This window comes from Ruegeria sp. (assembly GCF_028066395.1).
In the GTDB taxonomy this organism is placed as follows: domain Bacteria; phylum Pseudomonadota; class Alphaproteobacteria; order Rhodobacterales; family Rhodobacteraceae; genus Ruegeria.
The window spans coordinates 1-25,682 of sequence record NZ_JALCBM010000063.1 but is presented as its reverse complement, the minus strand read 5'-3'; the positions used below and the strand labels follow the sequence as shown (position 1 = coordinate 25,682).

Below are 25,682 nucleotides of genomic sequence, written 5' to 3'. Positions count from 1 at the left end.
GGCAGCGGAAAAACGTGCCATTCGTTCGTGGCACAGCGAGCACTTAGAGGGCGAGGATAAAGTCGCGGACAAACCGGCCTTTTGCAAGTGCGGCTACTGCTGACGCAGCATTCGTTCGCAGGTGCAGCACGCTCATCGCGCCATGTTGGTCAGGTTCGCATGTCGGCCAATGAAGGCCACGCTGCGAATTCTGATTGAAATTTTCAGAGTACGCATGAGGAAATGAAAAAGTGGAAACTACCGCCAGGATCCATTCAGTACCACACGCCGATAACGAGCTCAGCTATTTCCGCATTCTGTGTGCCACCGGTACAATTGAAACCTTCGCGTAGCGCCGGATCAAGCCAAGAATACCGCCTGGCTCCAGATAGATAACGGCGATGGCGACCACGCCCAGAACGACGAAATGCCAGGCCCCCAAATCCGCAAGCCATGTTCGGATGGCAAAGAAGACGATTGTTCCGATGATCGGGCCTTCGATACGACCGATCCCTCCGATAATGGCGGCGAACAGGGGGTAGACCGTCCAGTCGATTAGGCTGAAAGATGAGGTCGGCGTGACGCCCAACCGTTGCAGCGTATTGATCGCTCCGGCCAGACCCATGATCGGCGCGACACATAACAGGCTGTAGGCACGGGCGCGGTTGATATTCACGCCAATGCTGGCAGCCGCTTCCTCATTGTCGCGCATCGCGCTGAGCGCCATGCCCGATGGGTGCCGCAAGAACACCCAGATGCTGATAAAGGTTACCACCGACAGAACCAGTGCCATCCAATAGATCGTTTCAACCCGGTCAGCGGTGCGGGCGCCAAAGGCTTTTGCCAATGAGACCGGGATGCTGATCCCTGTCGCCCCGTTGAAAGCCGACAATTTGCCAGAGGCCAGAGTCACCGTTTCAGCAAACACCCAGGTGCCGACGGCCAGATAGGCGGCCCGCAGGCGCAGGATGAACGCAATGAGCGGGATCGCCAGCAGAAAGGCCGCAACACCTGCCAGCAGGACGGCAATCCAGTGGTTCACCCCCAGCAGCACGGCTGTCGCGAAAAAGCCATAAGACCCGATACCAACCAGCGCATGCTGGCCCAGAAGGATGATGTTTGCATAGCCTGCCAGAAGGTTGAATGTCATGGCGAGCGTCAGGGTGACCAAAAAGGACGTCGCCATCGCGGTCGTGCTCAGGCCCGACACGAAGGGCAATGCGCAAAGGTAGATGCCAAAGCCGATGAGACCGGCCCGCAAGACCCACTCGATGGTTTGATTTGTCATTGCTCTAATCCCTTGGAAACAAGCCGCGCGGCCGGACAAGGAAAATCGCGAGGAACACGATATGCCCGCTCAGGGCCTGCCAGCCTGCGTCGAACTGGGCACCCACTGCCTGGGCAACGCCAAGGATGATCCCACCGATCAGCGTCCCCCAGAGGCTGCCGAGCCCCCCCAGGACAACCACCTCGAACGCGATCAACAGCCGGGATTGACCGGCAGAGGCGTCAAAATTGGTCCAGATCGACAGGAACACGGCGGTCAGGCCAATCGAGACCCCCACCATCGCCATCGACACCGCATAAAGCCGCCCCGTCGGCAGGCCCATCAGGTTTGCCGTATCGGGGTTTTCGGCAACGGCGCGAATTCTGGTGCCAATCTGTGTCGAGAACAGGAAATAGTTCAAAACGAAAATAAGCGCGACCGCAGACAGGAAAATCAGCATCGGCAGCACGCCAATAAAGACGTCATCCGTTAATGCCACCGAGGCAATGTCCAGATCGCCCGCCGGAACCTTTCGGCTGTCGGCGTCGAACACGCCAAGCAGGCTGTTCTGGATACAGATCGAGATGCCGAAGGTCACAAGAACGGTGGGCATGATGCCATGATGCAGAATCCGGTCCAGCAGGTATTTTTGCATCAGCCAGGCCACGATGGCACAAACGACGACCAAAACACATGCCGCCAGAACCGGCGGTATCCCAAATACGACGACGAACAGGAACTGGGCAAAACAGGCCAGAATGATCAGATCGCCATGGGCGATATTCACAAAGCGCAGGATACCCACTGAAAGAGACAATCCAGAGGCGTAAAGCGCATAAAGCCCGCCGACGAGGATGCCCTGGATAATCTGATTGAGCCAGATTGAGGTCACGTCTGCTCCTCTTCTGTATGTGTGCCGAAATAATGCCTGGCGACGGTGTCCCGGTCGACATCGCCGGGGTTGCCTTCAAGCGTGATCCTGCCCTCAAGCATGCAATAGAACCGATCTGCGACGTCCAGCGATCGTGTAATGTCCTGCTCTACCAGGATGATGCCGACGCCTGTATCGCGCAGGTCAAGCAGGACCTTGTACATGTCTTTGACAATCGTGGGTGCCAGACCAAGGCTGATTTCATCGCAGAGCAAAATCTCGGGATTGGCCAGCATGGCGCGACCAAGCGCAACCATCTGTTGCTGCCCGCCCGACAACTCTCCGGCTTTTCGAAAGCGGTGTTCGCGCAGCGCCGGAAACCAAGTGAACACGGTGTCTTTGTCGATCGGACCGGGCCGCCCCGTGCTTTGTCCAATGTTCAGGTTTTCATCAACGGTCAGGGTCGCAAACAGGCGGCGACCTTCGGGCACAAGGGCGATACCGCTTTTGATGATATCGGCCGTTGCCGCGTTCGCGATCTCTTGCTCACGCCATTGAACCGACCCGGCACTTACGGTCACAGCACCCATCAACGCGGTGAGCAGAGAAGACTTGCCCGCACCATTTGCACCGATGATCGAAACGACTTCGCCTGCCGCCACAGAGATATCGACCCCGTGAACCGCCTGGAAAAACCCATGCCTGACCTCAAGCCCTTTGACGAAAAGCCGGGAAGGCGCTGTTTCTTTATTGCTCTCAGACACCAAGATACACTTCCTGCACCTTGGCGTTTGACAGAATCCTGTCGGGGGTATCGCGCTCGATAATCTTGCCGCCATACAAAACTGCTAGTTCTGAGGCCGCTTTCACCAGCACATGCAGTACATGTTCGATCCACACGATGGTTGTAGAGCGTGCATGAACGGCGCGTATGATCCTGAGAAGTTCGCCGCATTCCTGATCCGTCAGGCCCCCGGCGATTTCGTCCAGCAACAGAAGATCAGGGTCTTGCGACAGAGCCTTTGCAAGCTCCAGCCGTTTGAGATCCAGCAGCGTGAGCATACCGGCCTTGTCATCCGCCTTATCCGCCAGCCCAGCCTCTTCCAGAGCCTCGGCCGCGCGGTGCTTTGCCTCTTTGAAGCTGCCGTTTCTGGCAAAATGGGCCGCGACAAGCACATTTTCATAGACCGACATGTCGTGAAACGGTTTGGGAACCTGAAAAGTGCGTGAAATCCCGAGCGGAGACCGGTCCCATACGGATTTTTTGTTGATCACAGCATCGCGAAACCTGATTTCCCCGGACGCGGGCACGACATTTCCGTTGATCGTATTGAACAGCGTGGTCTTTCCGGCGCCGTTCGGCCCCAGGATGCCAAGGATTTGACCCTCGGACACGTCCAGATCCAGATCCTCCAGTACGTGGAGCCCTTTAAACGCGACGCTCACGGATGATAGTTTCAACATCTCATGTTTTCCACTCTTCCTGCGGGGCAATGTGCGGGGATCGGACCCCTCATTTCCAGGTGAATGGTGAAAGACATGGACCTGCGGCATGGCCGCAAGCCCACGTCACCCCCTTGTCACCTGCTCGATATTGCCGATCAGCCGCCGATCAATATGGGTTCCGCGGTCAGTTCCACTGAGGGTGCAAAGCTGTTGTCGACAACTTCACGAACATAGGGGAACTTGTCGCTTTTCACCCATTGCACAAAGGCAAGATCCGTCTTTGACGTGTTCGGGAAAGGCCCACTGGAAAAGTCGATGGGTCCTGCAACCGATTGATACTTGGAGGCAGCAATCGCGTCTCGAATGGAATCCGGGCTGTCGATGTCTTCGGCACGACGCAGGGCGTCAAACGTGATCTCCATCAGCGCGTGAACATGACCCAGCGTCTGCTCCCACTGACGGCCTGTGCTGGCTGCGTAGTCCTCGGCCAACTCTCCCGCAGTTTGACCTGTCAGCCCGGATTGATAGGGGTGATATTCCGTCCACAGGATCGGGTTGGCGATGCCAGCCGCCCGCTCACCCAGCGAATACTGGACATCCGCAAACTCGCAGGATTTGCTCGCGACCATGGCTTTTGGCAGATAGCCTTGCTGCTGGCATTGCGACCAGAACAGTACGAATTCAGGCCCCGGCGCCAACGAGCTAATGGCGTTCACATCGCCAATTTTGAACGCAGCGATCTGTGCGGCGTAGTTACTGACTGGCAGATCAAATCGACCTGGGTCAACAACCTGATAACCGCTCTCTTTAAGCAGGCCGCCCCAGATATCACCCAGAATGCGGCCATCCGCGTCGTTGGGCCAAAGACCACCCGCAACCTTGTCAATCGGCAGTTTGTCCCAGAAAGAAACGATGGAGCGACCATAATCATCGCCGGTGAATGAAAAGTGGAAGGTCCAGTCAAAGCCGACGGCGGGATCGCCGCCGCGCCCAAAGAACCAGGGTTCCATCGGGCACACACAGCTGATGGACGGCACACCATTCAATTCGCACTGGTCTGAAACGGGGTTGACCGTTTCGGGCGCGGAAAACGACGTCACGATGTCCACGCCGTCCCCCAGGATCATTTCCTGAGCAACCTCGGACGCCCGGTTCGGGCTGCTTTGGTGGTCTTTCACGACGATTTCGATCTCATGCATTTTCCCGCCGATGTCGATCTTGCCACCGGTGGCCGCCTGAATTTGGTCCAGGATGAACGGAACGGGTTGATGGAACGCGGCCATCTGACCGGATGCCGGTGTGGCCAGACCAATTTTGATCTTTCTCGACGCAGCGATTGCCGGTGCCGCAAGGGTTGTCGCCGCAACACTTGAAATCGCGGTGCCCAGGATTCTTCGACGTGTATAGGTTCTCACTTTTGTTCTCCCCGTCTGTTGCGAAACGCTCGCGCGTCCCAGCTTAAGCGGCAGGGATGGTCGTTCTATCCGGAATCGGCGGAGAGTCGTGCCGGTTGTATCCATTTTCAGCGGAAACAAGTTACCTGGCCAGAATGAGAAATCCCGCCCTCCCTACAGAAGAAGCCGGGTGTCGTCTTGGTAGAACAATGAGGTTTTCATCTTATTGGTCCTGCTGATATCACGCGGACGTCGAGTACCACGCAGGATTAATTTCAGCCTGGATGGTGGTGCCCGCTACAGCGCATCATGGATCTTGTGAAGGTGCGACAAATTCGGTGCCACGAGCCCACGCAGCACGAAATCGCAACGGCCGAGTTGGCTCAACTTGCAGACCACAGAGGCACCGCAGCATCTGTAGTTGCGCGCCAAGTTTATTCATCGTGGACGGTCCTTTCCAGACCTTCACCCCATAGACTCTATGCTGCGGTGCAGTCCGTCGAACCCGCCGTTTGCCGCGAGCGCACGATCAAAGGCTGCCTGAACTCGCAAAAGGCAGGATGGAGCGGACTTTGGCCGAAAACACACGAAAGACCGTTTCGACGACGACCGCCCTGCACAACCTGTTGGGCAAAAATGATCACTCTGAACCCAACTCTCTTGCCAAAAACGGCTCGGGGCTATCCGTTTCTTCCAGCCCTTTATTTGTGACAAGCCAAAACCGATTGCCGACATTGCGCAAAAAGCTGCGGTCGTGACTAACGAGCAAACATGATGCATTGTGTGTGATCAATTCATCCTCAAGAGCTTCTTGTCCTTCGATGTCGAGATGGTTCGTCGGCTCATCAAGCAAGTAAAAATTCGGATTTTTGAGCCGCAATATCAGCATCGCCAAACGCGCCTTTTGTCCGCCAGACAGCGCGCCGATCTTAGTGTCTTGCATCTGTATCATCACGCCCGCGCCCGCAAGAACACTCCGCGCGCGTTGATCACCAATGTCAAACTGCCCTGTAACAGCGACCATCGGTGTATCGTTTTCCGAAAGTTGGCTGAGATGTTGATCAGAATAGGCTGGCACAACCGAAGGAGCACATTTGACCGCCCCATCACTCCCCGACAGTGCATCTTGTACCATTTTTATTAAGCAGGTTTTGCCGGCGCCATTGGCCCCCAGAAGCACGATGCGGTCTCCCGGCAAAATCCATTTCCGCCCGGTCTTGTACAACAAGCGACCGTCCGGCGTTTCAACCCGTGCGTCATCCAAAGTGACAAGAGCTTTGGCATGCGTTCCGCTGTTGACCAGTCTGATATCACCGGCACTGCGCTCGTAGTGGGCAGGTTTGGCACCCGCTTCAATCTGCGCCGCGCGGTCATTGAGCTGTTTGGTCTTGGTTACCAAAAGATCAGACCCAGAATTGATGCCGATGTTCTTCAGCTTCGCCGCCTGCTTGCGCAACTGCTGCGCCTTGTTCAAGTCATTGGCAAACCGCCTTTGGTCAGCAGCATCCGCTTCATCAAGCGCCGCCCGTGCTGCCGAGAATGGGAGTGAAAAAACACGTGAACCTTTCGCTCGCAAAAACAGCGTCTTGTTGGTTGTCGCATCAAGAAATGCTCGATCATGAGACGTCACGACAACGGGCACTTCACGTGGCAAGGCAGACAACCAGTTCTGGAGCAAACCTATACGATGCAAATCCAAATGGTTGGTCGGTTCATCCAGCAATAGGATATCTGGCTCCTGAATCCAGGCGGCAGCCAACAATGCAGTCCTTTGCCACCCGCCGCTCAATTCGTTGAGCAGACGATGCTGCAACTCATACGGAACATTCAGATCACCAAGCACGACATCCACGCGCCAGCTTTCGTATTCTGCCTGCTCGGCAGGAAGGGCGCCCAGCACCCACTCATAGAAGGTTTTGGCATAGGCGCGTTCCGGCATGTATTGGGTCACATATCCCGCTCGCAAACCGCGCGTCCGGACGATACGCCCGTTGGTCGGTTCGGATTGACCGGCCATGCATTCCAAAAGTGTTGTCTTACCGCGCCCATTTGCGGCGACCAATCCAATACGATCACCCTTGGAAATTGCCAAGTTTAGTTCATCGAAAAGGAGGTCGCCACGGATTACGCTTAAAGCGTTGATGTTCATCACAGTCATCGGAGTCTCTGCTCATAGAAAGAGGTGCCGCGTTGCGGCTTGTGGCAGACCGATAGAAAGGTTGTTTCTCAGGCCCGCCCTGTAAACGCATTTACAGGGCGAAACGGGGACCATGCTGAAGTCGGCAGATGATACGCATGTTCAGCTAGTGCCCTCCCGTTGTAGATTGTGACTGTGTATTCAGACCTTAAAAAACAATTCCCGTCTCAGCAAGCGGCCCGAAAAGAAAAGCAGATATCTGCCGCATCGCCAAAAAATTTTAGGTGCGGGTTCGCAACGGACAATAGTTGCAGGGCACATTGACGGCGGTTCGGCGGACCAAGCCGCCATTGCTCTTGCGGTGCTTGCTGACACAGCATCCGCTTACGCTGCGCAGCAAATCCTGTGCTGCATTGCACTAGATATCACCAGACCGGCCGATGGAGCCGGTCTGAGTTTCAAAAATCGAGCCGCCCTTGTTCGACCACCGCAGCGTGGAACGAGGGCACAACAGCCGCTGGTGCATGTGCTTTGTAGCTGGTCACAAGGCTCTCTCAGTCGACGTAGGAGGCTCCAAGGACAGAAGAGGGAACCCTGCTGCGGCATGGGCGAATGATCAAGGTTGACCTGTTGATGGGATCGGCAATCATCAGGATTGCCTTGATCATGATCCGTCTTCCATTCGTGGTTACGCCAGCGGCATCGGCAGATAGACTGGCGGCTTGGTGTTTTCCTCGTTGTCCAGTTCCCGAGCCCAGCGGGTGCCCGCGTGAACGGCAAATGCGATGATGCTTGGCGCTTCGCAATCACCGATCCGGTCGACCGATTTGATGCCTGCATCGGCCCATTCGTCCTGACGCGCCACAAGATCCTGATAGACTTCGTCATTGGGCAGTTTCGAGGTCAGTACAATGGCAGTACCAAGCGGCAAATCCAGCCCCTCTCCGCCATGGACGCAGGCAAATTTGATGCTGCTATCCGCCACGCCTGCAAGCGATTTCAGTCGCTCGATACGCACCCCCAGTTCCATAAGTCGGGCAATCACCTTGTGCTGCTCCATGGTCAGAGCCAGATAGGGAGCCACTTCCGGGGCCGGAACGACATAGGTCACGTCATGGCCATCCTTGACCAGCTTCTCGGCGAGAACATTCCCGAGATAGGCCCCATCTTCATCATAGATGACAACCGGGCCCGTAATTTCGGCGCCGTCAAGAATATCGTCGGGTGTCAGAACGTTGGTTTCATCACCGCTCAGAATCGGTGTCGGATTGAAACGGCCGACGCCGTCGCGCCGCCATGTCGCCCCGGTTGCGATCACCACGCGTTCCATGCCGAACTCCATGATGTCCTCGGCTTGCAGCGGGCTTCCGGTATAGAGGTTCACATTGCCAAGCTGCTGCAACGCATACAGGCGATAGTCGCGCACCCGGATCCATTCGGACAGGCCCGGCAGACCGGATTCACGCAACACACGCCCGCCCATTTCCTCGCGGGTATCAGCGACAGTTACCTCATAGCCACGTTTGGACAGGATACTGGCGCATTCCAGCCCGGCGGGGCCGCCGCCAACGATCAGGATGTTGTCGTCTGAGCCCTTCGGCAGAACCTTCTCAGGGTGCCAGCCACGGCGGTATTCATCCATGACGGTGGGGTTTTGCGTGCAGCGCATCGGCGCATAGGACAGCTCACCCGACGCGCAGATGTTGCATCCGATACATTCGCGGATCTCGTCTACGCGGCCTTCGTCGATCTTGGTGGGGATGAACGGGTCGGCAATCGAAGGACGCGCCGCACCAATCAAATCCGTGATGCCGCGCTTGACCTGGCTCAGCATCGTGTCAGGCGAGGTAAAGCGGCCGACGCTGACCACGGGCTTGTCCACCACGCCCTTCACAAAGGCCACGGCACTTTCCTGAAAACCTTCATTCGAGAACCGCGAGGTCTGGCTGTCTTCGGGCCAGTCCGAAATGTTTACATCCCACAAATCCGGGATGTCCTTGAGCATCTCGACCAGTTCCTTGCCCTGTGTCATGTCACCGTCGATTTCATTGACGCCAAACCGGAAGGCCACAGCGCAGGTATCACCAATCGCGTCTTTCATGCCCTCAAGCACCTCGCGCAGCAGGCGGGCGCGGTTTTCCAGACTGCCGCCATATTCATCGGTGCGGGTGTTATAGCTGGGCTGAAGGAACTGGCTGAAGATGGACAGACCATGACCGGCATAAGCGTAAACGATGTCAAACCCGGCTTTCTTGGCACGGACTGCGGCAGCGATGTGCTGTTCACGGACGGTCTTGATATCCTGTTTGTCCATCATCTTGGATTGGAACGGCTCGACCGATTCCAGCGTCAGGCGCGAGCTTGGCCCAAGCGGTGGCGTGCGCGAGGCGCGGTTGCCGGCAGCCAGACCCACGTGACCCAGTTCAACACCTGCAAGCGCCCCATGACGATGCACTGCTTCAGGCATCCGCGAAATACGTTTGATATCGGAATCATTCCACAGGTGCAGCGACGGGAAGGGCCAGAATTCGGTGGTATTGGCGATCTCGGCGATTTCAGTGCAGACCACACCCCAGCCACCCTCGGCCTTCATCTCGCGCATGCGTGTGTTGGCATCAGGTGCGTTGTCGGATGTCCCTGAACAATGTGGCACCTGAAAGAAGCGGTTCCTGGCCGTAACGGGGCCAATCTTCACCGGTTCAAACAGAATATCGTAGCGAGGATCGCGCGCCATGTCATTTCTCCCTGGTCGTGCTTTTTACTGAAAGCAAATCTTGGTACTAATGCGCACAGGCATTGTTTTCGGTCGAAGGATAGTAAACACGGCGCCGATTCAAAGGGTCCCTAAAGGGACCATTCAAGGACCTGACAGCAGCGCATGACGCAGATCGCACACATCTTTCCAGAACGGTTCGATCAGCTTCTGGCCGAGTTGTCAGAACCGACGAACCTTTGCGGCACAGCGGCCTTTCATGACAGATTGCTAAGTGCATTGGCGCGGTATCTGCGGGCGGAAACCTATGGCGTGATGCAATATTCCCGCCACTCCATCCCGCATTATTTCATTCACGACACCGTGCCCGAATGGGAGATTGAGTTGTATCTGTCGGGCACCTACAGGTTCGATCCGTTTTTTCGACATTGGCGTGAAAACGGTCAGGCTGGATTGCTGAGCTACTCCACTCTCGGACAATCCTCACGGCAGGTGCGCGACAACTTGGATGAATACACCCTCAGATTTCAGCCCCAGACCGGAATGGTCGATGAAATCGCCTTTCTGTTCCCCAAGATCGGTGGGTCAGTGGATAATTATTTCTTTCTGCGTGGCGACCCTTTCCATTCCAAAGAGCTGGAGGCATTGAACACGCTGTTTCCAATGCTCAATGCGTTAAGCAAGCTCAACCGCAACCTGATGTTGAAGGCGCTGAAAGATGGCGTTAGCACCGAAACCGATTTTCCCTCAACCGATACCTTCATCATAGAAAGCGTCAACCGCCGGATCATATATGCCAGCCCCGGATGGCATGACCTTGTTGGAGGCGATGTCACGCTGTCCGATGCGGTGGCACAAGCCCGCGACAACCCACCCAGCACGCCGATTGACCTGGGCCATGGGCATATCTTGTCCGAAGCGCTGGAAGCCGATTTTCCCCTTGCACCAGGCGGGCGCATAACCTTCTTTGTGGGCCGCCCCTTGGCGTCACCTTCGCTGGTGATCGAAGATGTGCTCCAACAACTCTTCGCGGACACGCTGACTGCGCGGGAGTTTTCGATTTGCGATCTGGTACTGCGCGGCCATCCCAGCACATCGATTTCGGAAAAGCTGGGTATTTCGCTTGGCACCGTCAAGAACCACCGCAAACGCATCTATCGCAAGCTTGACATCACAACCGAGCGCGAACTGTTCCTGCTGCTGATCAATTTCATCAGCACACAGGATGCATGTTAGCGGACTAAGGCGTTTAGCGATATCGTTATGCGCTGTCATTGAGTCCAACAATGTCACAAAAAGCTATCAATACAGGTGAACGGACCTTTGCGCCGTATTCGCAAAGGCTCGGTTGTTGTGCGGCTTGTGAATTTGCTGCGGTACCGGCAAACGGTCGCTGTGCTCTCTAGTTCCGCGATACGATACCGTTCGCGTGTGCAGAAAATCGGCGCGGCGAGTGCGCGCAGCGAGAATTTGCGGTGACCGACACGGGTTCTGAGCCGCCGATGCTCGGGCGGCAGTGCCATTGCCGCACGTCGACCGGGACCGGTCATCTGTTGACGCATCCAACGCTATGAATTTTCTGGGGCAAGGCCCAGCACCTGCCTTCACCAGTTTATGGACCCGCGAGTTCTACAGGTACGTAGTAGACTGAGCGTCGGCCAGCATATCCAGCGCTGTTTGCGACACCTTCCTGCCCGCTGCCACCTCAGCGTCGAGTTTGGCTTCAAGCGACCGGATGTGTTCAAGCCGTTGTATGATCTCGTCGATCAGTGCAAACGGAACCACGACAACTCCGTCCTGATCAGCCACGATCATATCTCCGCTGCTGATACTCTGGCCAGCAACCTGAGCTGTCATGCCGATCTGTCCCGGCCCGGATGTGAATGGGGATGCGGGGTTGAGACCAGTGCACCAGACCGGCAACCCTATTTCGACAATGCCGGAGTAATCTCTGACAGGCCCGTCTGTGATAAACGCGGCGCCACCGGCATTGTGCAGCATTCCGATCACGCGGTCACCTGCCGCAGAACAGCCTCGATGACCGTCAACAGAAGCAATCAGAATATCGCCGGGCTCAATGAAATTCAGTGCTGCAACGGTTGCCAAAATGTCGGCAGGCCCGTTGATCGTCGTCAACGCAGGTCCTGCCGCTACGCATGTAATGTCGCGCCCCTCGCCGACTGGGCGGATTGAGGAGGCAAGGGCGCCACCACCTCCCAAGGCATCTGCCACAAATCCAGTTGGGACACCCTGAAATGCGGCCACCTGCGCTTTGGTCGGGCGCGGAAAGTTTTTCAGAACAGTCAGAGGGGTTGGTTCTTCAATCATCGTTTGGTCCTTAAATGAATTAAAGGATGGCGTTTGTTCGTCGGGCTTATTGTTCTCTTAGCCGAAGTGTGCGTTCGGGCACTTGAGTGTTCTTTCCCGGAAGAAACAGTGCAGTGATGAAGATAACTGTTGCTGCTACCGCCAGACCAAGGAATTGGCCCGCAAAACCAACGCCGCTTTTGGTCACCACCACCAGGACCGGTACGGCGGCGGCCCCGACACCCAAAGAAAGGACATATTCGATGGAAACGGCGCGCGATCTTATGTGCGGCTCAAGAAATTGACCAAGCAGCCATGTCGTGATCGGGATTTCGGCGAAAACGAAGATAACCAGGAACAGAGCAAGTATCAGTGCAGTGATCCCGGTTGCATGCGTTAGCGTCAGAAGACACACGATTTGCCCGCCGAGCAATGGGAGGAGGACAGAGCGCGCACCAATCCTGTCGAGAAGTTCACCAACCGGGAGCTGCGCGAATGCAGCGACACCAAAGACAAACCCGGTCGAAGCACTCACCCAGGTCAAGTCACCCCCAAGCCCTGTGAGTCGTTCATCGAAGAATTTCGGCAGTGAGATTGTCACTATATTGAAAATCAAACCGCCAAATAGGGCCGATATGCAAACGATCAAGAAAACACGTACCTGAGTGCTGCGTTGGATGACCTGCGGATCATTCTTCTTGTTTGCATAGGTGACATGGCATGGCGCGTGTTTTGTCCGGCATCTAACGAACAAAACCACTCCGATCAGGACAGAAATGACTCCCGGCATATAGAATGCTGCTTGCCACCCCACATATTGGGCGAGAAGCCCGGTTACGACGGCTGCACCCGCCAGCCCCATATTCCCGAAAACACTGTTTACAGCCAAGGCTCGCCCTGTGCGCTTGCCGGTATGTGTGATCTGAGCGAGTCCAACCGGATGATAGATCGCCGCAAACAATCCGAGCAGGCCCAGGCCGATACTCATGGTCAAAGCGTTTTCTGAAAGCGCGATGGCGAGGCTCGATACACCGCACCCGATAAAAAAGACCGCGATCAACGTCATACGATCCAGTTTGTCTCCCAGCCAACCAGCCGGGAGCGTTGCCAGAGCGAACATGATGTAGACCGGAGACCCCAACAAAAGCACATCTGCATAGTCCAAGTTCCAGTCCGCGGCGATTGCCAGTGCCGCAGTTGGAAAGATCAGAAGAAAGAAATGATCGAAGAAATGCGCCACGTTGATGAACTGGAGCGTTTCGTTACTCGACATGAAATTTCTCCGGGCGTTGTGTGCCCTTTGATCATGTTCGACAAAGCCCCTACAGTCTGTCGATATAATGACAAAAGATACGCCTAAAATGCCAAACTCAAGGCAGCCCGGTCTGACCGGGTTTGCTTTGACATACCCATCCAGAACCTTGATTGAGCCGCATTCGCATGAGGCTCATCAGCTCATTCACGCGATTTCGGGAACGATGTGGATGTCCACGAAGGACCAACTCTGGGTCCTGCCGGTTGGGCGCGCATTGTGGATACCGGCACAAACAGAACATGAAATCCGATGCAACGGTGCGGTCAAAATGCGGACCGCATATCTCAGCCCTGCGTATGCCGATCTTCCGGTGCATTTGCAGGTCCTCTCCGTTTCCCCTTTATTTCGGGAAGTTCTGGTTCGCTTGGCAGAAGGAGCAGAGCAGGGTTTGCAAGGCCCCCTTGCCCTCGTATTGCTGCATGAAATTAGGCAAGCTGATACCGAGGCTCTTTTGCTTCCGTTGCCAGCAGATAAGCGCATTGCCATTCTCGCAACATCGCTGCGTTCGAACCCAGAGTCACAAAAGACCATTGTGGACTGGGCAAAGGAGCTAGGGTTTTCCGAGCGAAACCTCATACGACGAATACGCAAGGAAACCGGGATGACGTTCAGGGAACTCAGACGTCAAACCCGGGTGATAATTGCGATTGAAAAACTGGCTGAGGGACAATCTGTGACGAACGCAGCGCTCGATGTCGGCTTTGAAACGCCGAGCGCTTTTATTAGCGCCTTCAAGTCTGTAACAGGCCAAACCCCCAAGGGGTTCGCTTCTGGGATTTAAATTCGGTTCATCAATAGTCGGCATTTGTTCGTGTTGCAGCGGCGCACGAAAGTCACTCAGATCTATTAGAAGACTGGCAACCTTCGCGCCGTTCAGCTTCTGTTGGGGCACACAAAGATGGACAGCACGGTCAGGTATCTTGGTGTTGAACTTGAGGATGCCTTGGCCATTGGTGAAGCCATTGAAATCTAACACCTCTGGGCCGCCTACATGGGCGGCCCAAAGTCGCCATCCAACGCACCGTCCGGATGCTGCGGTTGCAGCCCGCATAGCAGACATTGACATTGAACGCGGCGAGGCTCTTGCCCGCAAATTGCTTAGCGATCTGATGAAACCGCCGCCGACGTCGATCCAGTCCGTTGAACAAGTAATGTTAGATGAAAGCCTGCAAAGCGGAGCGAAGAAGAAGACATCCCTTTGCAACAGAGCCGCCTACAGATGCCGCGCATGTCGCCGCTCCGTTTTTTAAACTGTGAATCTATTGGCGCAGCAAAAAGTCATTGCACCCTGGCATTATGGCCATGTCATCAAATCCCGCTTCTGCGTGCACGCATCCCCACTCCTGGGCCAAAGTCACAGTACCCATCAGGATACGGCAGATGCCCAGCCCCTGCTTTCAATGGCGCTGCACGCCTGTAGTATTCGGGGCGACCGTCATTCGCGTAGTCGCGCGCTTGTGTTTGTAGCCATGGCTGCCCAAGTTCAGAGTCTGGATTGGCCAACAGGAAGTCGATCATCATGCGCGAGCTAAGAGCCGCCGCCACGCTGGTCCCGTTCATCGCCAGCAGCGCACCGTCCCGAGGCCCAGCTCCAAGAATACCTGCGTTTGCAACGCTGTCGTCGCAAGGGAAAACTACATCGACATCAGACTGACTATTGAACGCAGGCGGGCCGCGATACCCTGTGGCAGAATAGTTGGCGGGGCGGCCATCAGAGTTGCGATACCCTCCAATCATGGAAACATACGGCGTCGACGCAAGTGCGTTATGTGTTCCCACGCGGCTGATCGGTCCGTTGTCAAGCGGCTTGGGCAGTTCCTCGTAGGAAAAACTGTCGCGCACATGACCACTTTCCAAAGAGTCGCGATATTTCTCGTGATCGAAATAGGCGCGTCTTGCATTTTGCGGCAACGGGCCGCCGAACAGATCTGCCTGAATGTATGCGTCAAATCGCAATGTGTTTGTGAGCCCGGTGAATGTAAACTTCCAACGGCCCGCAGGTGCAAGCTTCACAGTTGTGTTGAGGAATTGGTTTTTCATCGGAAAAAACACGAGAGTCGGTGCAATGGCAACAACAACGCGCAGTCTTACCTGATCCTTTGAGCGTAAAGTCGACTGATTCAGGTTGTAATAAACGCGCCCAATCTGGCCCGATTTGTCCGCCGCCAGTATTGGCCGTACCCTGGGGACGCGCCGCCTTGGCTTCTTTATCTTGATTGAGATTTTCCGACCGTCGGGCAAATCAACGTGAAGTGTGAGCTCATTCAGATAGCCAGAACTTCTGTTGAACGGCTCTGACCAAAATTCGATGTATGTCGAGGAATGATCGCTGGGCTGAAGGACAGCCTCGAAAGGGTCATGGCCTTCCGGTTTAACCACATCACGCCCCGAAACACGCATCAGGTTTGAGTTTCCCGCAGGCATGTTGACGAAGGTTCTAACCTTCCGAGGCTTACACTTCCGTTTTCGCTTTCTTACCACTTCGTCGTCGTCAAGATCGCAGGCCCGATCGCGTATTTCGTTTCGGATCGCCTGTTCCATATCCAATGAGCCGTCTTTTGGTCCTGCTTCAAAACCAAATGAGAAGTTCACGACAACTGGAAACTGATGATCTTCATCAAAACCAGAGCAATTGGCTTTGCGTTTAGCCGCAGAAATTGCATCTGCAATCCGAATTATTCGGATCAGACCCAGAACAGCGTGATATTGCAGAAAGTTCCCGCTGTGGCCGTGGAAGAAAAGCGGAGGCAAAGATACAGCCACCAAATGGCAGCGTCGGCGGCCGTCGGCTAGGCTTGCACCAGATGCACCTGGGTTTATTCCACCCGCCACGTCAAGAACATGCGTACCATGAGAGATAGAAAGCTGAAGTTCCTTAGACCCTTCCCAGCTTGGTTTATCCGCATCTACAGCGCCAGTGGCGCGGTTAAAGCTCTCCTGATTCAAAGGGTTCCTTAAGTCTCCTCCGCTGTGTTTGCGAAGTTTCTCTTCGATCTGAACAGTCGATAGTTCGCGCCCGAAAGGAAGATGCGGTGCGCCTCGATTGCAAACATCTGCCCCTTGCTGCCAGGCCGCCAACAGCCGAGACTGCCCACCTTCAAATCGCAGGCGTCGTTGACCCAACGCAAAGCTGGTATCAATCACCCCCAGGATAACATCGTCGGCGCAAATATGTGGGTAGTCAGACGCTTTGGCCGTCCAGGAATCCCAAGCTTCAGGGCAAAAGTTGAAGTTGGTTGCGCCCTTTGGCAGTGGAACATCAAAATTCCGCTTCTCTGAACCACGCAGACCAAAGACTTTGCGCGAAAATGGCTGAATTTCTATCTGTGTGCTTCTGTCACTAGACTGGGTCCTGCTGCCTTCTGCCATGGCCCACCAATCCACGTAGGGGTCCGAATAGTCGGGTCGCGGCGGTCTGGAAGAAAATGAGGAGCGCTTTGCCATTTCACCACTCCTGATTTGCTTCATTCCAAAGATGACGCGCTATCGATAGCGGAGCAAAACCACCTACCAGCTCCGTCACATCACCCTTCTCGGACAGTTCCCCAAAGTCACTCAGCAGAAAATCCGGTGTATCATGTGAATGACCCCATTTTGTTTTGGGATTGCATTTCTGCACTCTGAGTTCACGCAGAACTTCGGCTTGTGCGTCGCTCGAGTCTTTGCAAGCACTAGCACCCAGATTGTAAATCAACTCTCCTAAAACTACGCCGATATAGGCACCTGCGCGGCAATCAATTGGGAAATGAACCCCAGCAACAACACGGTTAGTGGCGATCCTATGCGCCAGCAGGAACGGCAATGGGGCTTCTTCTTTGCCGAATTTCACATTTCCAATTTCACCAGCAAGTGAGCCTATCATGAAGCGATGCAAAACTGTGGCAACCGCAAACGCTTCAATCGAATGGCCGGCCGGGAAAGTTGAATGATCAGGGGTCTGAATAATTGGCTGAACTTCAGCAGCATAGTCTATTGGACGCTTTTGTCGAAGACGATACTTCATCAATGCAGCCACATGGATTGCCACCGAAAGCGTAACCGATAGGTACAAGAGCGTTTTGCTACGACGTCCGTTGTCTAGGTATGCATGTGCGCCAAAGAATGACAGCATGTCGCTCAGCTGCACCTGAATCTCTGGCATCCTGTCAGCCCTAAGGTCCGCATATGCGCGAACCCAGCGCAACTGATCTTTAAAGTATTTTTCCTTCGGTCTCTTTAGCTTGACCAAAATTTGAGACTTTGGTGTCCCCTTAACGTCATGCAGATACACAAGTTTGGCCTTGCCATCGGTGACGCTGCCACTCTTGTTGGCTGATCCCAGAACAGCCAAACGGCTGCGCAGTTCGCAATCAAGAATCATGGCCTTGGTCGGGTCTCGAACGTCTTCCAGATATGACGCGTCAGCAGGGAATGGCTTTACCGACCTGCCGCGACCGTCCCAGTAGTTTATTAAGCCGTCACGTGATGTGTTAAGTGCAGTGCTTAGAAATGGTGACGCAGGTGAGCCAGCGTGCCTGCTGATGAAAACCTCGCCTGCCAATCCGACATCACCTGAACTGCCCGCGCCAGGTCCGGTCCCCGGTCCTGTTCCTGGTCCTGTGCCCGGTCCAGTTCCGGGACCGGTGCCGGGTCCTGTCAAACTAGTCATCGCTATTCCCCCTCCGCAGGTAACCCTATCAACAGTCAGCGCAAAATTGAGGGAGTCAATGCCGTTGCTCTTGCGCGGTTGCACTTTTAACGCATTAATAACGGAAGCCGATCCAAAGGACCGTGATTTTTTGTGCAGCTAAAGTTATTTGAGAGGCTACGGAGTTGTGAGTGTTGTCGTCCATATGGCAGGCCCATTTCGATTGGAGACCGATCAAGGCGTTGATCTGACGCCCAGGTCGGCTAAGATTTGTGGCCTTTTGTTGCTGCTTTTGACCTCCCCCAATGGAAGCCGTGAAAGGACATGGCTTCAGGACAAATTGTGGAGCGATCGGGGAAAGGATCAGGGGGCGGGCAGTCTTCGTCAGGCAATCTATCAGTGCAAAAAAAGCCTCGGCGCTGACGGCGCGCTCGTCACTTCGACAAAGTTAAGAATATCTCTGAACCTTGCTGAGATACGCATTATTGAGGGCAGCTCTGGAGAATTCGCAGAAGGTATTGATGTACGCGATCCTGAATTCGAAAACTGGCTTGCATTGGAACGATCGCGCCGCACCGTTGATCAGAGTACGGAACCCTCACGACAGCCACGCTTCGCAGAACCATCGGCGCACCCACCCACCATAGCTTTGGCCATCAAGACATTGCCTGGGCCGAGTCCTTTGGCCGAGTGGTTCACTGAAGTGACGGCAGATCAATGTTCGTCAATGCTCTATCAGGTCATCGGCGCAAATGTCGTTGGGTCAGCAACCGAGACACAGAATGAACCAGAGTTTCAGCTCACGCTAAACGCGGTGCAGAGTGAAAATGGTTGGGTGTTCATGCGCGCCAGACTTTGCGAAGCGCCGTTTGGGTTGCAAATTTGGTCCGGGCATCGGGTCATCAAATCCCTTCTGGACGATCCTCTACAAAACGCAGAAGTATCGCAGATGGTGGTCGAGATTGCTGAGACCATCCGGCACCGTTTCAGTCAGCGCCTGGGTGACAAAAAAACCGCACCGCCCATGATGAGTTCGAAGGCGATTTCGAGCATGTTCACCATGACCGAAAAAGGAGCGAGTGACGCCGATCGCCTGTTGGCGTCCGCCTATGAGAATGATCCGCATGCGACACATCTGGCTTGGCGGGCCCAAGTTCGTGTCATCCAATTCTTCGAACGCTACAAAAATGGGGATGCAGGTATTCTGGAAGAAAGCCGAGAACTCTCTTCCCAAGCGCTCGAAAAAGAGCCCAACAATTCAATGGTTCTGGCATTGGTAGCCAATAGTCTAAATTACCTTGAGGGTCGGTTTAAGGATGCCTTATCTCACGCTACACGTGCGGTCGAACTGAACTCTGGCAATCCTTTCGCTTGGTGGACACTCGCTGCCGCGCAGCTAAACAGCCATGAGTTGGAATTGGCATATGAGTCCTCGCAACGATCAAGGAAACTACTGCGCGGTTCAACGCTAGAGTTTTTGCCCGAGTCGCTATTGGGCGGGTCAGCGTTGGCACTGGGCATGGAACAGGTTGCACTTCGGCATTTTGAGCGCTCGCTTAGTTTCAGGCCAACTTTCAAGCCTTCGCTGCGATATGCAATCGGCCTTAATGCCAAACATGGAAATATGGAACGCGCGCGAAAGCTTGTCGCGGCTTTGAGCGATCAGGAAGAAGGGTTCAAACCTGACCAACTCGTGGAAGATGGAAAGTACCCCACTTCGTTGCTCAGGCGGGATGAGAGCGTTGATTTTCAGCTTTTCCGAGATCTAACCTGACTTTCCGCATAGTTACCACCCACAAGAAACACCAGACGGCGGACCCGACCAGTCCATTGGCGATGACTGGAAGGATCCGCAAAAAAGCGAATGAATCTTAGAACTGAAGGTTCATCAATCGCGCCATATCCGGTGTCCATGTCCCTGTTGCAAAACCAAGGGTGTCGTTTTGAACTTCGGTGAGCAGTTCTTTGGTTCCCGGGCCAAAGTTGCCATCGCTTGCCGCATTGATTTGCTGTTGGAGCTTTGCCACGAGTTCACCCTGCGAGCCGTGTCGCAAGCAAGCCAAACGCGGCCAGTCCGCCGGATCGGTAGCCGAAAAGGCTGCTGCCTCGTGCCCGCTCAGCAACAGAACGTCATAACGTGCCCCGTGTCTTTCACCATCAAACCCAGCGGCCTTGCGGAACCGCCGCCATTCTCCAGTTCCCGTTGTGTGAGATGAACCACCGCCGCTTTGGGTTCCCGGCAGCGTTAGACACCCTTGCGATGAAAAACTTACAGTGAGGAATGCCGGATGAATATTGTCTCCGGGTTTGGTTCGGTCCCAATAGTCCTGAGTTCCGTAGGCCAGATCGTTGTGGGTACGTAGTGTCGTTACAGTGCTGGCGTTGGCAGGAAGCGGTCCGTTTCCTTGACGCAGGACGAACTTGATCTCTCCATTCGATACAGAAATATGCGAACCTACACAGTACTCGTAACACCCGGTGGGAAGCATGTTGCACAATACGTTCGACGTGCCGAAATTCACGCGGTTATAGTATTTTAGCATCTGCGTTCTACGCGGAACCGTCGAGGCAGAATAGAGCGACAACTCGCCTGAAACGGTATCGGCGACTCCGATCACGCAGCGAAAGCTCTCATGGTCCGGCGAGATCGGTTGCAGCTGTGCTCGGGTGACGCCCTCAAGCCTCGACCCACCATTGCCAAGCTTGCATCCCCGCAGCGCAAAGACCAGCTTGTTGTGGCCATCCGTCACCGGTGCGAACGCGTTGATTTCGACCATACCCTTTAGGATTGTCAAATTCAGTTCGAAGGAACGATCCGCAAACTCCTCTGGAAGATGCCAGTTGTCCGGGGTGTTGCGTGGTGATGATGGCCAATATGCATCATGCGCTGACAATCGCGGTCGTACGGTTCCTGTTTCAAATACATTTGGCGTGAAGTTGGTCGTGTCAACGTTCTCCATCCATGCGTCTTCATCCATACGATCGGATCGGTTGCCAGAACCAATCGAGGGGGTCGAAACCGGTGCGTTCAAAGGCAATGGATCTGATCCGTTTCTGGCTTGCAACAGTACCTGATCGACCTCGGCTGCCGAGGCGCTGCCCGCATTTCGTTTGTTCAGAATATCTTTGAGGATTTCGCTGACGCGTATGCCCCGATTTGCCACGAACTGACCAGGATTTGCAGGATCAGGTATCGCCATATGATGAAGGGCGACAAGCTGGAACTCTTCGTTGAAGACCGGCGCTCCAGAGGAGCCCGGCTCAGTGTCCGTGACATAATACAAAAACTGCCGACGCCGCCCGAGAACAAGGTTTTCCCGCAATGCTACTTTCTTCAGATCACCCTGCGGATGCTGAATAATGTTAACGTATTCACGCTTCAATGCCTTGCCGGACCGGGGCAGCATTTCGATTTGACCAAACTCTGACAGGCTGCGCCCGTTGCTGGCCGTCGGCTCAACGCTCACGATTGTGTAGTCGTGGGATACCGAAGTCAGAAACACATCCTCTGTCATGCGAAACGTCGCCGGTTCGCTAAGCGTGCCGTCAATGTCGAACTCATGTCCAAAGGTCGCTTGAGAGCTCCGCGCCAGGCTTGGGTCGCCTAGCACATGGTTGTTTGTAAGTAGTAGGTTGCCGCCAATCAGAAATCCTGTTCCAAAACTGGACCCAAACCCAGGCGAGCGTACGAAAAGTCGGGCAACGGCGTTTCCCACCATCGCACCCCGCGAAAGAACGTAAAACTCGTCAAGATTTCGATCACCGATAACGCGCTCATATGTTGCTGCTGCGTTCGGCAGACGGTAATCCTGCCGGGCCTTCACAAGTTCCGGGTCGTCGGGAAGATGCATTTCCCGCTCCAACACCTTGAGATCGGCATGCGCGGCCGCCACATGATGCGAACCAGACGCCAAGTCTGCACCAGCATCGATATAGTGCAGCACAGATTGTTGCTTAAGGCGATCATACAGCGCTTGACCGATGATGGCTTCTGGTTGCGGTCCGCCGGAAAAGGGCATCGCAGCAGAGTGTTGGGATAACCCTTCAATCGATGGCCTGGTTCCAAAACCGCCGAGGACCCGCAAGACTCTGTCTGCCACGCGCTTGAATCCAGGGTTGCGCGGGTGAATCTCATCATACCAACTGGACACGTTGCCGCCGACAGAGGTTCGCACGTCAACGTAGCGTACGTTACCGGCAAAATCAGACGCAAACTCCGCTAGGGCTTCATTAAAGCGCCCGACGATCAGTTCAACAATTTCACGCCCGATTTCGAGCGGAATACCCTTTTTTGCTAATGGCTTGCCTAGCCACTTACCATTATTCCGCGGTAACGCATTATCGTAACCATGTATCAAAACAACCAGCGTTGGTTTTGCGGCCAGCGCGCTGTTGACAATGGCGCGATAGCTATCCATCACGGAAATCAATGCCGAACGGAATGCAAACTCGTTTAACAGTTCTGTAGCGGTAGAACCGGATTGGTACGGTTTCAAGAGCTTCACAAACCGCCCGTCTCCCAACAAATCGTTTCCACCCATGGACAACATGAAAATGTCTGGGTCAAGTTCGTGGATTTTGTCAACATGCTCGGATTCCAACGCCATGTTTGATGCAAGATCACTTGGCGCGGACAAGGAGTAAGTTGGAAACACCCGAGAAACGATGTCGATGACGTCCCAGAGGATGACAGGGTATTGATGCCAACTATCCCCTTCTTCCAGAATGCGCAGTTTGTTCGGATATTGCGCAATCATTCCTTTGTACTTGCCGTTGCGAATTCGGCGCGCCCATTTCGTCACGAGGCCGACCAGATCAGCGCCTTCATGCAGGTTTTCCTCGTAGTCTAAACCCTTCAACGTGACAGCGGCAGAGAATGCCTGAATTTGATCCTCTGACGCCAGCTCTTCAACATGTTTGGCAAGAAACGCTTCGGCTTCTTCAAATTTCCCTGCATTGATTAGGTCTGACAGTTTCCGTTCAAAATCAGAGAGTTTCATAGGGAGACCTCTTAAGGAATAGCATCAGTTTTGCGCGATTTGATCTTCCGTTAGCGCGGGGATTGCAGACGGTGTTTTGAGCTCGCACACAAAGATCTCGACCGCGCGGCTAGAGTTCGCGCCTATCGGCATCCGTTCACCCATGCCGAACGCGACAAAATGCAGTTTCTGTTCGGAAGAGGCCTGCGATGCGAGATCGGCGGCGTTGCTCGTCCAGTCCTTGAACAAATCCGCCAGCAATCGGGATTTGACCCACTTCGCGCGCTTTTCAGACAGGCGCAAGTTCGCTTCGGAAGACCCTGTAAAACTCGCTCCGCCTATAATGAACACAAGGTTTGAGCTGCTTTCTGACTTCTTGCCGTTCATCAGTTCGTCTAGGTGAGTCAATGCATGTCCATAGTTTTTGGGTGCATTGCCTTCCGGCCAACGCGCTTGGTTTTCTGCGAACTGAATTGGACTCAGCGAGATACCGTTGCGAACACATTTCGCAATAACTGCATTGCCATGGCGCCGGACAAGGTCGTCAAACACGCTGGGCACTCTGGAAGCTACGCCATGTGAAACCAATGCGCCCAGATCGGGAAACACTGAGGTGCCGCCACCACCATTGCCGGGAACGATGTTTTGCACGATGGGAACAAGGGCAAAGAAACGCTTGCTGCGGCGGGTGGCCGCAATTTTCAAACCGTTCAAGGCTTTGACGTTCACCTCTTGCAGATGCATTTGGAGCGCGTTCACTTGCGCGCGCAATTCAGTGTTTTGTTTTTGCAGGACTGTGACCAATTTCTCTGTGCCAGGTTCGGGGTCTCCGCCCTCTGGCCTGTTCAACACCTTGATCTTGGTATTCAGCGAGAACTCCAAAACCGCTGAGCGCCGGATTAATAGTCGCTTTTTTGGATCATCGACCTTGGCTACATACACCCAATCACCAAAGTCACCGATGTGAACCACCGGCTCGGTTCTGAATGAAGTTTTCCCCAGCGTACCGGACTTTGCCTCGACATGGCTGGCGGTTGGTGCTGTATCTCGAGAGGAATAGACAAATGTTCCAACCGCCACGCGAGGGCGAAAAGTGTCTCGCGCCCATAGTGAGAATTGCGCTAATAGAGAGGGCTCTTGAATCTCAGTCGCCTCACCTGCTACACGCGTCGCCCCGTCATCGTTGGTTTGCTGATTGTAATTCCGCGCCAGTGCGGCTTGTGCGTCAAGCAAGTCCAGAATCTTGTTCGGCTGAATCTGGGGACATTCCTTGTTCAACCCGTAGTTGGCGCAAATCTCTTTTTCGGCAGCCACCCGGAAAACCTGGCGATCGCGGTCATCCGCGTTCAAAATCGCCAACGGGAGCCCAAGCGCAAGAACAAGTGCAACCACAGCCAGACGTGCAAATACAACGCGCCCCTGAGGTCCTTTGCCCAGATAGATCACCTGGTAGGGAAACCCCATCGCGTAGCGAATTCCTTTCCGCGTCTTTAGCCGGGCCTTCCCGAGCCAACTTATTGTCTTATTGAGCAGCTTTTCGATCTTGTTCAATGCGCGTTCGACCAGCATGGGCCGAGACGGGTCCTCGCGTCGGCTATGCAGAAACATCAGAACGCGTTTGCCCACTGCGAACCTGACCCAAACTGTCGAAATCATCTGGGACACGTTTTGAACAACGCGCCCTATCAACGCGAAAAACAAAAGAAGAATACCCGAAACGCACGCAGCGGCGATACTCGCAAAAATCAGTATGATGGCGGCTAGAAAGGTCACCAAAAGGACCAGGGGTAAATTGTGCAGCGCTGCGGTCGTAGAGTTAAAACCGGAAAGGGTCATGCCAAAAGGCAAATCCAGGCGGGGGGCCTGAATATACAGGATCAAAGCAGCATAAGCTGTCACGAACACAGAAAGTACGGCGATTGATATCAGGTTAATCGACGTCTCATTCCTTTCTTTCCCTGAGCCAGAAGAACCGTCGCGTCGTTGTTCATGAAGGTCTGATCTATTTTCTTGTTCGTCGGCGTTTACAGTGTTGGAGTTTCTCTCTTTGTTCGTGATGTTCGCTGAACCACCGAAATCCGCGATCAGTGTATCCAGTACTGTCTCAGCGGCGTGTCCAGCTTGTTTACTGATCGCTATTTTCTCGCCCAGTCGCAGACGCATCATGTGTTTTTCGCAGAGTATGCCGCGACCGTCTTCCGCAATAGGTTGGCGGCAAATCGATCCATCCAATGCGATGCATGTGGGGGACTCACTCGTGTGTTCAGTTTTCTTAGTCACCGGTACCTCCTATCCCTCACGTATTGGGCTATGGTTGCGAGTTTAGGGACAGGCCGTCAGCGCAACGTCAAACGGGCGTTAATATCCCATCAGTTCGGACCTAGAGGCCGTGTTTTTGGCTCCGTTGATTTTGAGAGGATTGTGATTTGGTGCGAAGGTGCGGGCCGGACCTATTGGTTCGCTGGAAGTTATGAGTGTATCAATCGCGGCGCATGTAGCGCGTCAGAACTAAACCAATAGAGAATGAACCAATGGCGGAACCAGCTTCCATGCACTGCGCGGCCGCCCTTTATCCGATACTTAAGCACCATATGACCTGCCCCCCCGGAACTTCCCTCGTTCTGATGTAGAGTTTGCTCAACCTTCT

16 protein-coding genes and 1 pseudogene are annotated in these 25,682 nt (G+C 54.5%); 4 read left to right on the top strand and 13 right to left on the bottom strand.

Going from position 1 to position 25,682, the window contains the following annotated elements:
- Window positions 1-283 precede the first annotated feature (283 nt).
- From MPJ51_RS17225 to MPJ51_RS17195, 7 genes are all read right to left on the bottom strand, one after another.
- Window positions 284-1,267: a branched-chain amino acid ABC transporter permease gene (locus MPJ51_RS17225; protein ID WP_298389208.1), complete on the bottom strand. Its 984-nt coding sequence runs from the start codon at window positions 1,265-1,267 to the stop codon at window positions 284-286.
- Between the two features lie 4 nt (window positions 1,268-1,271).
- A complete protein-coding gene (locus tag MPJ51_RS17220) occupies window positions 1,272-2,138 on the bottom strand; it encodes a branched-chain amino acid ABC transporter permease (protein WP_298389206.1) in 867 nt (288 codons plus the stop codon).
- Complete coding sequence (locus MPJ51_RS17215; RefSeq protein WP_298389204.1) at window positions 2,135-2,956, bottom strand: ABC transporter ATP-binding protein; 822 nt, start codon at window positions 2,954-2,956, stop codon at window positions 2,135-2,137. Before MPJ51_RS17215 ends, MPJ51_RS17220 begins: the two co-directional genes overlap by 4 nt.
- Window positions 2,874-3,581 carry an ATP-binding cassette domain-containing protein gene (locus tag MPJ51_RS17210; RefSeq protein WP_298389202.1) on the bottom strand — a complete coding sequence of 236 codons (708 nt, stop codon included), beginning with the start codon at window positions 3,579-3,581 and terminating at the stop codon, window positions 2,874-2,876. Before MPJ51_RS17210 ends, MPJ51_RS17215 begins: the two co-directional genes overlap by 83 nt.
- Window positions 3,582-3,718: 137 nt before the next feature.
- The gene (locus MPJ51_RS17205) at window positions 3,719-4,978 is read right to left on the bottom strand and encodes an ABC transporter substrate-binding protein (protein WP_298389201.1); all 1,260 of its coding nucleotides are present in this window, start codon (window positions 4,976-4,978) and stop codon (window positions 3,719-3,721) included.
- 619 nt (window positions 4,979-5,597) lie between these two features.
- Entirely contained in the window at window positions 5,598-7,115 is a 1,518-nt protein-coding gene (locus MPJ51_RS17200; RefSeq protein WP_298389199.1) for an ABC-F family ATP-binding cassette domain-containing protein, read from the bottom strand.
- A 667-nt stretch (window positions 7,116-7,782) separates the two neighbouring features.
- The gene (locus MPJ51_RS17195; RefSeq protein WP_298389197.1) at window positions 7,783-9,828 is read right to left on the bottom strand and encodes an FAD-dependent oxidoreductase; all 2,046 of its coding nucleotides are present in this window, start codon (window positions 9,826-9,828) and stop codon (window positions 7,783-7,785) included.
- A gap of 144 nt (window positions 9,829-9,972) precedes the next feature.
- Here MPJ51_RS17195 and MPJ51_RS17190 point away from each other — a divergent pair, with 144 nt between their 5' ends.
- Entirely contained in the window at window positions 9,973-11,043 is a 1,071-nt protein-coding gene (locus MPJ51_RS17190) for a helix-turn-helix transcriptional regulator (protein WP_298389195.1), read from the top strand.
- Between the two features lie 393 nt (window positions 11,044-11,436).
- Here MPJ51_RS17190 and MPJ51_RS17185 read toward each other — a convergent pair whose 3' ends face one another.
- Window positions 11,437-12,135: an RraA family protein gene (locus tag MPJ51_RS17185; RefSeq protein WP_298389194.1), complete on the bottom strand. Its 699-nt coding sequence runs from the start codon at window positions 12,133-12,135 to the stop codon at window positions 11,437-11,439.
- Window positions 12,136-12,181: 46 nt separating this feature from the next.
- Window positions 12,182-13,387, bottom strand: coding sequence for an MFS transporter (locus MPJ51_RS17180; RefSeq protein ID WP_298389192.1), 1,206 nt, complete (start codon window positions 13,385-13,387; stop codon window positions 12,182-12,184).
- Between the two features lie 67 nt (window positions 13,388-13,454).
- On the opposite strand from MPJ51_RS17180, the gene MPJ51_RS17175 reads away from it, so the two are divergent.
- Together MPJ51_RS17175 and MPJ51_RS17170 are read left to right on the top strand one after the other, a co-directional pair.
- Window positions 13,455-14,210 (top strand): helix-turn-helix transcriptional regulator, encoded by a 756-nt coding sequence (locus tag MPJ51_RS17175; RefSeq protein ID WP_337959819.1) that lies wholly within the window; start codon window positions 13,455-13,457, stop codon window positions 14,208-14,210.
- 39 nt (window positions 14,211-14,249) lie between these two features.
- Window positions 14,250-14,402 (top strand): annotated as a pseudogene (locus MPJ51_RS17170) (integrase); the annotation flags it as partial.
- Window positions 14,403-14,737: 335 nt separating this feature from the next.
- On the opposite strand, the gene MPJ51_RS17165 reads toward MPJ51_RS17170, so the two are convergent.
- Both MPJ51_RS17165 and MPJ51_RS17160 read right to left on the bottom strand, forming a co-directional pair.
- Window positions 14,738-16,873, bottom strand: a complete 2,136-nt coding sequence (locus tag MPJ51_RS17165; protein WP_298389190.1) for a hypothetical protein — start codon at window positions 16,871-16,873, stop codon at window positions 14,738-14,740.
- A 1-nt stretch (window position 16,874) separates the two neighbouring features.
- Complete coding sequence (locus tag MPJ51_RS17160) at window positions 16,875-17,969, bottom strand: phosphatase PAP2 family protein (protein ID WP_298389188.1); 1,095 nt, start codon at window positions 17,967-17,969, stop codon at window positions 16,875-16,877.
- A gap of 274 nt (window positions 17,970-18,243) precedes the next feature.
- On the opposite strand from MPJ51_RS17160, the gene MPJ51_RS17155 reads away from it, so the two are divergent.
- Window positions 18,244-19,830, top strand: a complete 1,587-nt coding sequence (locus tag MPJ51_RS17155) for a hypothetical protein (RefSeq protein ID WP_298389186.1) — start codon at window positions 18,244-18,246, stop codon at window positions 19,828-19,830.
- Window positions 19,831-19,927: 97 nt separating this feature from the next.
- Here the strand turns inward: MPJ51_RS17155 and MPJ51_RS17150 are convergent, their stop codons facing one another.
- Both MPJ51_RS17150 and MPJ51_RS17145 read right to left on the bottom strand, forming a co-directional pair.
- Window positions 19,928-23,056: a trypsin-like peptidase domain-containing protein gene (locus MPJ51_RS17150; protein WP_298389184.1), complete on the bottom strand. Its 3,129-nt coding sequence runs from the start codon at window positions 23,054-23,056 to the stop codon at window positions 19,928-19,930.
- 24 nt (window positions 23,057-23,080) lie between these two features.
- On the bottom strand, window positions 23,081-25,315 hold the full coding sequence (locus MPJ51_RS17145) for a hypothetical protein (protein WP_298389182.1): 2,235 nt from the start codon (window positions 25,313-25,315) through the stop codon (window positions 23,081-23,083).
- Window positions 25,316-25,682: the final 367 nt, after the last annotated feature.